This window comes from Stenotrophomonas sp. GD03958, from assembly GCF_029839005.1.
GTDB lineage: Bacteria > Pseudomonadota > Gammaproteobacteria > Xanthomonadales > Xanthomonadaceae > Stenotrophomonas > Stenotrophomonas hibiscicola.
In genome coordinates this window covers 25,069-31,530 of the sequence record NZ_JAOBZT010000052.1, presented here as the reverse complement: position 1 = coordinate 31,530, position 6,462 = coordinate 25,069, and the positions used below count along the sequence as shown (strand labels likewise).

Annotated in this window: 6 protein-coding genes and 1 tRNA gene; 6 read left to right on the top strand and 1 reads right to left on the bottom strand. The window is 65.5% G+C overall.

Translation table 11 applies throughout. The features are described 5' to 3' along the window. Positions 1–142: 142 nt before the first annotated feature. The 6 genes from lexA to N5C25_RS14650 all read left to right on the top strand — a co-directional run bounded on the left by lexA (position 143) and on the right by N5C25_RS14650 (position 5,901). Positions 143–778 (top strand): transcriptional repressor LexA, encoded by a 636-nt coding sequence (gene lexA, locus N5C25_RS14675; protein WP_005412936.1) that lies wholly within the window; start codon positions 143–145, stop codon positions 776–778. A gap of 204 nt (positions 779–982) precedes the next feature. After that, on the top strand, positions 983–2,020 hold the full coding sequence (recA, locus tag N5C25_RS14670; protein WP_026346904.1) for a recombinase RecA: 1,038 nt from the start codon (positions 983–985) through the stop codon (positions 2,018–2,020). Between the two features lie 110 nt (positions 2,021–2,130). Further along, positions 2,131–2,622, top strand: a complete 492-nt coding sequence (gene recX, locus N5C25_RS14665; RefSeq protein ID WP_262212462.1) for a recombination regulator RecX — start codon at positions 2,131–2,133, stop codon at positions 2,620–2,622. A gap of 109 nt (positions 2,623–2,731) precedes the next feature. Further along, on the top strand, positions 2,732–5,380 hold the full coding sequence (gene alaS, locus N5C25_RS14660) for an alanine--tRNA ligase (RefSeq protein ID WP_279937190.1): 2,649 nt from the start codon (positions 2,732–2,734) through the stop codon (positions 5,378–5,380). Positions 5,381–5,526: 146 nt separating this feature from the next. Continuing rightward, positions 5,527–5,730, top strand: coding sequence for a carbon storage regulator CsrA (gene csrA, locus N5C25_RS14655; protein WP_004152909.1), 204 nt, complete (start codon positions 5,527–5,529; stop codon positions 5,728–5,730). Between the two features lie 78 nt (positions 5,731–5,808). Next, positions 5,809–5,901: transfer RNA gene (locus N5C25_RS14650), tRNA-Ser, on the top strand. 95 nt (positions 5,902–5,996) lie between these two features. Here the strand turns inward: N5C25_RS14650 and N5C25_RS14645 are convergent. Then, on the bottom strand, positions 5,997–6,452 hold the full coding sequence (locus N5C25_RS14645) for a DUF4189 domain-containing protein (RefSeq protein ID WP_032953406.1): 456 nt from the start codon (positions 6,450–6,452) through the stop codon (positions 5,997–5,999). Between the last annotated feature and the right edge of the window lie 10 nt (positions 6,453–6,462).

Here is a 6,462-nt window from a genome sequence, read left to right as displayed (position 1 = left end):
CTGGTCGGCTGCTCTTGCTTTTGCCTTTGCCGCCCGGCCATTGGCCCAACTGCCGAGCATGGCTCGGCACTACAGATCCCCATCACCTGTTTATCGTACCCGGCACTTGCAGTTGTGTGCGTTAGTAGTAATACTACTAACCATGGACCTGACCGACACCCAGCAGGCGATCCTGCAGTTGATCGCCGAGCGTATCGAGAGCGAAGGCGCACCGCCCTCGCAGACTGAAATCGCACGTGCGTTCGGCTTCAAGGGCGTGCGCGCGGCCCAGTACCACCTGGAAGCCCTGGAGCAGGCCGGTGCGATCCGTCGCATCCCGGGCCAGGCCCGCGGCATCCGCCTGGTGCAGGCGCCGCCGGTCGAGAAGCTGGCCGAGCCGGGCCTGCCCGACAGTGTGCTGCGCCTGCCGGTGCTGGGCCGGGTTGCGGCCGGCCTGCCGATCGGCGCCGACATCGGCTCGGACGATTTCGTGGTGCTGGACCGGGTGTTCTTCTCGCCGGCGCCGGACTACCTGCTGAAGGTGCAGGGCGATTCGATGATCGACGAGGGCATCTTCGACGGTGACCTGATCGGTGTGCACCGCACCCGCGACGCCCATTCCGGGCAGATCGTGGTGGCGCGCATCGATGACGAGATCACGGTCAAGCTGCTGAAGATCGCCAAGGACCGCATCCGCCTGCTGCCGCGCAATCCCGATTACAAGCCGATCGAGGTGCTGCCGGACCAGGATTTCGCGATCGAGGGCCTCTATTGCGGCCTGCTGCGGCCCAACCGTTGACCCGTTCCATAGCGCATTACCCCGCGGTCTTTTGTGGCGATTCTCTGGTTCCACTGAGGTTGGTACGGATGTCCGATAATTCTTTTCAGAGCGCCGGGCAGAATCTCAGCCTGTGCGATACGTCCGACTTAAAGTGAACCCATGGCAAAGAAGACCCCCAAAGACAGCACCCCCAACGACATGACCTCTGCAAGGACCAATACGATGGACGAGAACAAGAAGCGCGCCTTGGCTGCTGCTCTGGGCCAGATCGAGAAGCAGTTCGGCAAGGGCTCGGTGATGCGCATGGGCGACCGCGTGGTCGAGCCCGTCGAAGCCATCCCGACCGGTTCGCTGATGCTCGACATCGCACTGGGCATTGGCGGTCTGCCGAAGGGCCGTGTCGTTGAGATCTACGGGCCGGAATCCTCGGGCAAGACCACGCTGACCCTGCAGGCCATCGCCGAATGCCAGAAGATGGGTGGCACCGCCGCCTTCATCGATGCCGAGCACGCGCTGGACCCGATCTATGCCGCCAAGCTGGGCGTGAACGTGGACGACCTGCTGCTGTCGCAGCCGGATACCGGTGAGCAGGCGCTGGAAATCGCCGACATGCTGGTCCGTTCGGGCTCGGTCGACATCCTGGTGGTCGACTCGGTCGCCGCACTGACCCCGAAGGCCGAAATCGAAGGCGAGATGGGTGACCAGCTGCCGGGTCTGCAGGCCCGCCTGATGAGCCAGGCGCTGCGCAAGTTGACCGGCAACATCAAGCGCTCCAACACCCTGGTGATCTTCATCAACCAGCTGCGCATGAAGATCGGCGTGATGATGCCGGGCCAGAGCCCGGAAACCACCACGGGCGGCAACGCGCTGAAGTTCTATGCCTCGGTCCGCCTGGACATCCGCCGTATCGGCGCGATCAAGAAGGGTGACGAGATCATCGGCAACCAGACCAAGATCAAGGTGGTCAAGAACAAGCTGGCGCCTCCGTTCAAGCAGGTCATCACTGAGATCCTGTACGGCGAAGGCATCAGCCGCGAGGGCGAACTGATCGACATGGGCGTGGATGCCAAGCTGGTCGAAAAGGCCGGCGCCTGGTACAGCTACGGTGAAGAACGCATCGGCCAGGGCAAGGACAACGCCCGCGGCTACCTGCGCGACAACCCGACCGTCGCTGCAAAGCTCGAGGCAGAACTGCGCGAGAAGTTCCAGCCGGCCGAAGCGGCCCGCGAAGATGGTGACGACGAAGGCGACGACGAGTAAGGCTTGCTGTGGGGCAGGGCGGCGCCGTCAGTGACGTCGCCCTGTCCCGCAGGTTCGAATCGCCCATGGATGGGCTGGGTGCCACGGATGGCGCCACCCTTGGAGTACCCATGTCCGACGCCGAAGACATTCCGACCGGCCGCAAGCGCCGACCGCGTGAGCAGACTCCCGTGCAGCGGGCGCTGGGCCTTCTGGTCCGCCGCGAACACTCGCGCAAGGAACTCACCCGCAAGCTGACCGCCCGTGGCATTGAAGACGAAGCCGCGCAGGCCGCTGTCGCCAAGCTGACCGAGGCCGGCTGGCAGGACGACACCCGCTTCGCTGAGAACCTGGTGCGGATGCGCGCCAACACCGGCTATGGGCCGATCCATGTCCGCGCCGAGCTTGGCACCCACGGCCTGGACAGTGCCGCGATTGCCGTAGCAATGGACAGCTACGAAGGCGACTGGGAGGAAAATGCTCGCGATCTGGTCCGCAGGCGCTTTGGCGAGGCCGGCCCGCAGGACCTGGCGCAGCGGCGCAAGGCCGCCGATCTGCTGGCCCGACGGGGCTTCGACGGCGACAGCATCCGCCGCGCGACCCGCTACGACCCGGATGACTGAGACTGGCGGCGCCGGGCCTGATACCCTTTAGGTTTTCGGCGGTCCCTCGCGACCCTGGCCAACGCGGCCGGTGGTCCGGGTCCGCCGGCCCGCAGACTGCCAGCCCCCAATGAACGCATCCGCCAAATTCACGACTTCCCAGATCCGCAGCGATTTCCTTGAATTCTTCAAGGGCAAAGGCCACACCATCGTGCCGTCGGCGCCGCTGGTGCCGGGCAACGATCCGACCCTGCTGTTCACCAACTCCGGCATGGTGCAGTTCAAGGACGTGTTCCTCGGCGCGGAAAAGCGCAGCTACGTGCGCGCGGCCGATGTCCAGCGCTGCCTGCGCGCGGGCGGCAAGCACAACGATCTCGACCAGGTTGGCTACACCGCACGCCACCACACCTTCTTCGAGATGCTGGGCAACTGGTCGTTCGGCGATTACTTCAAGAAGGACGCGATCGCCTGGGCCTGGGAGCTGCTGACCCAGGTCTGGAAGCTGCCGGCCGAGCGCCTGCTGGTTACCGTGTACCAGACCGACGACGAAGCCTACGAACTGTGGCGTGACATGGTCGGTGTGCCGGAAGAGCGCATCGTGCGCATCGGCGACAACAAGGGCGCACCGTTCGCCTCGGACAACTTCTGGCAGATGGCCGACACCGGTCCGTGCGGCCCGTGCACCGAGATCTTCTATGACCACGGCGACCACATCGCCGGTGGCCCCCCGGGTTCGCCGGATGAAGACGGCGACCGCTTCATCGAAATCTGGAACCTGGTGTTCATGCAGTTCGACCGCCAGCCCGACGGTACCCTGGTGCCGCTGCCGGCGCCGTGCGTGGATACCGGCATGGGCCTGGAGCGACTGGCGGCGATCCTGCAGCACGTTCACACCAACTACGAGATCGACCTGTTCCAGGCGCTGATCCGCAAGGCCGCCGAGCTGACCGGCACCGCCGACCTGGAAAACAAGTCGCTGCGCGTGATCGCCGATCACATCCGCGCCTGTTCGTTCCTGATCGTCGATGGCGTGCTGCCGTCCAACGAAGGCCGTGGCTACGTGCTGCGCCGTATCATCCGCCGCGCCCTGCGCCACGGCTGGATGCTGGGCGTGCGGCAGCCGTTCTTCAGCAAGCTGGTGCCGACCCTGGTCGAGCAGATGGGCGAGGCCTATCCGGAACTGCCGGCGGCGGTGGACACCGTCACCCGTGCGCTGCAGGCCGAAGAAGAGCGTTTCGCCGAAACCCTCGATGCCGGCATGAAGATCTTCGAGGACGTGGCCGGCAAGGCCAGCAACGGCGTGATCCCGGGCGTTGACGCCTTCCGCCTTTACGACACCTACGGTTTCCCGCTCGACCTGACCCAGGACATCGCCCGCGAGCGCGACCTGACCGTCGACATCGCCGGCTTCGACGCCGCAATGGAGCAGCAGCGCGAGACCGCACGCGCAGCCGGCAAGTTCGGCGGCGGCGTGACCCTGCCGGCCGAGCTGGTGGCAACGCTCAGCCCGACCCTGTTCCTGGGCTATGACCGCCTGCAGGCCGACGGCCTGAGCGTGCTGGCCCTGCTCAAGGACGGTCGTCCGGTGCAGTCGGCCGATGCCGGTGACGCAGTCATCGTGATCACCGACCAGACCCCGTTCTACGCCGAATCCGGTGGTCAGGTCGGCGACACCGGCGTGCTCACCGGCAACGGAGTGCGCCTGGTGGTGGAAGACACCCAGAAGTTCGCTGGCCAGTTCCATGGCCACGTCGGCACCCTGTCCGACGGCGGCCTGAAAGTGGGCGATGTGCTGTCCGGCCAGGTCGATGGCGAGCGCCGCGGCGCCACCATCCTCAACCATTCGGCCACCCATCTGCTGCACGCCGCCCTGCGCGAAGTGCTGGGCACCCACGTGCAGCAGAAGGGCTCGCTGGTCGCGCCGGACCGCCTGCGTTTCGACTTCTCGCACTTCCAGCCGATCAGCGCGGAAGAGCTTGCCGTGATCGAGCGCAAGGTCAACCAGCAGGTACGCGCAAACAACGCGGCCGAAGTCCACACCATGGGCATGCAGGAAGCGCTGGACTTCGGCGCGATGGCCCTGTTCGGCGAGAGGTACGGCGAGCACGTGCGCGTGCTGAAGATGGGTGACTACTCCACCGAGCTGTGCGGTGGTACCCACGTCAACCGTACCGGCGACATCGGCCTGTTCAAGATCACCTCCGAGGGCGGCGTCTCCGCGGGCGTGCGCCGCATCGAGGCGGTCACCGGCCAGGGTGCCCTGGACTACGTGGACGCCGAGGAGGCCCGCCTGGCCGAGGCCGCTGAACTGCTCGGCGGCAGCGCCGCCGACGTGGTCGAGAAGATCCGTGCCCTCGGCCAGCGCCAGAAGCAGCTGGAGCGCGAACTGGAGGCCGTGAAGGCCAAGGTCGCCGCCGGCGCCACGGCCGACTTGTCCGGCCAGGCCGTCGAGGTTGCCGGCGTGAAGGTGCTGGCCGCCCGCCTGGAGGGCTTCGACGCCAAGGCCCTGCGTGACGCCATGGACCGCCTCAAGCAGCAGCTGGGCGACGCGGTGATCGTGCTGGCCGGCGCCCAGGACGGCAAGGCTGCCCTGGTTGCGGGTGTGAACGGCAGCGCAATGGGCAAGGTCAAGGCCGGGGAACTGTTGTCCCATATCGCCAGTCAGATCGGGGGCAAGGGCGGCGGACGCCCGGACCTCGCCCAGGGTGGTGGCGAGGACGGGCCCGCCCTTGCCACCGCGCTGGCTGCGGTCGTCGAATGGGTCAGCCCCCGCCTGTGATGAACCTGGCCGTCCCCTCCTTGTAGGAGCGGGACGGCTGACGGTACCATTGCGAATCTTTTCCCTTTGTCGTGGTAGCGCTTCTTGACGGAGCGTCAAGCCGGTGGGGGATACCCTTCCACACGGTTCCATGGAGACTTACAAAAATGTTGATCCTGACTCGCCGCGTCGGCGAAACCCTGATGATCGGTGACTCGGTGAGCGTCACCGTGCTTGGCGTCAAGGGTAACCAGGTGCGTATCGGCATCACCGCGCCGAAGGACGTCGCTGTGCATCGCGAAGAGATCTATCAGCGCATCCAGCGTGGTGATGAAGCCGGTGGCACCGGTAGCGAAAATTCTGCCGAATAACGCTTTACCTTCGCACTCGATTAACGTTATGATTCACGCCCCGCTGAGGTGCAACGCACCAGACGCGGAGAAAACCCCGGAGTGATGCCCGAGTGGCCGAAGGGGCTCCCCTGCTAAGGGAGTATAGGGTCAAAAGCTCTATCGAGGGTTCGAATCCCTCTCACTCCGCCAGATACAAAGAAGCGCCTGCAGATCCTCGATCTGCAGGCGTTTTTCTTTGTTCAACGCGGTAACACACGGCCACGCCGCACGGGCGTTGTGCAGGCCTAGTGGGTGGTGCCAGCCGCGTCCTGCCCGACTTCGGGCGAGGAATAGAGCCTGGGCTCCGGCACCGCATGACCCGGATGAGCGGGCGGCGCAATGCCGCTTGGCGTTTCGCGCCAGAGAATTGCCAGTGTGCAGTCATTGGCACGTTGCCTGCACATTCTTTCCGCTTTGCGTTGTGCGGCGTCCGCCGTCTTTTCCCCAAGTGCAAAGCCCATGGCGACGGTGCCGGTAGCGATCGCCGAATATCCCACCGCGGTGGTCGTGGCAGTCTGCGCACAGTTGCGGGACCGAACGGCGCAGTGCTGCAGTGCGCGCTGCATCGCAGCCGACAGCGTGCTGTGGTTCATGGCGTAGCCGTAGCGGCCATCGTCGTCGTAGACGATGGCGGAGGCCGCGTTGGCGCCGGATGACAGGCACAGCAACAGGCCAAGTGACAGGGGGCGCATCCAGTTCATTCCCATCTCC

Coding starts and splice junctions, on each gene's coding strand:
- alaS (WP_279937190.1), top strand. CDS start 2,732: ATGAACGCATCCGCCAAATTCACGACTTCCCAGATCCGCAGCGATTTC.
- lexA (WP_005412936.1), top strand. CDS start 143: ATGGACCTGACCGACACCCAGCAGGCGATCCTGCAGTTGATCGCCGAG.
- recX (WP_262212462.1), top strand. CDS start 2,131: ATGTCCGACGCCGAAGACATTCCGACCGGCCGCAAGCGCCGACCGCGT.
- recA (WP_026346904.1), top strand. CDS start 983: ATGGACGAGAACAAGAAGCGCGCCTTGGCTGCTGCTCTGGGCCAGATC.
- csrA (WP_004152909.1), top strand. CDS start 5,527: ATGTTGATCCTGACTCGCCGCGTCGGCGAAACCCTGATGATCGGTGAC.
- N5C25_RS14645 (WP_032953406.1), bottom strand. CDS start 6,452: ATGAACTGGATGCGCCCCCTGTCACTTGGCCTGTTGCTGTGCCTGTCA.